1 protein-coding gene is annotated in these 410 nt (G+C 58.8%); it reads right to left on the bottom strand.

The window, feature by feature from the left end:
• Positions 1-19: 19 nt before the first annotated feature.
• Positions 20-391 (bottom strand): nuclear transport factor 2 family protein, encoded by a 372-nt coding sequence (locus EN852_RS35570; protein ID WP_246694504.1) that lies wholly within the window; start codon positions 389-391, stop codon positions 20-22.
• Positions 392-410 lie beyond the last annotated feature (19 nt).

Below are 410 nucleotides of genomic sequence, written 5' to 3' on the forward strand. Positions count from 1 at the left end.
CCACAAGTCCAAACCGTGGTTATTGGCGGAGTACCGAATCTTCCGGCTGAGCCGTCGTTATCGGATCGGCATGACGATGCACAATCTTCCAGACACCATCTTCTGGGCGAAAGACGGTCGTCACGCGCAACGCCAGAGGCGCGACATCGCTTCGACCGCCGACCTTGGACCTGAGCCGTTCTACCTCGACGAGGTATGCCAGCTCAGGCGTCACACACTTCGCTATGCAATCGAAGCCGGCAGCGTCGCCGTCCCTGTAATGCGATGCCGCTTCCTCCATCGTCTCAACGACCTGCTTCCATCCGTGCGCGAAAGGGCCAAAGGGATTGCCCAACGTTACATCGTCTCGTTCGGAGTAGAGCTTCTTCGCGGAGGTGTGGTCTCCTCTCATGAACTCACCCAGAGCCAGG

Origin of the sequence: Mesorhizobium sp. M2E.F.Ca.ET.209.01.1.1 (assembly GCF_004010375.2) — a bacterium.
Taxonomy (GTDB): domain Bacteria; phylum Pseudomonadota; class Alphaproteobacteria; order Rhizobiales; family Rhizobiaceae; genus Mesorhizobium.

What these genes read in the sequence shown, in the direction of transcription:
- EN852_RS35570 (WP_246694504.1), bottom strand. Translation starts at nt 391, where the DNA reads ATGAGAGGAGACCACACCTCCGCGAAGAAGCTCTACTCCGAACGAGAC.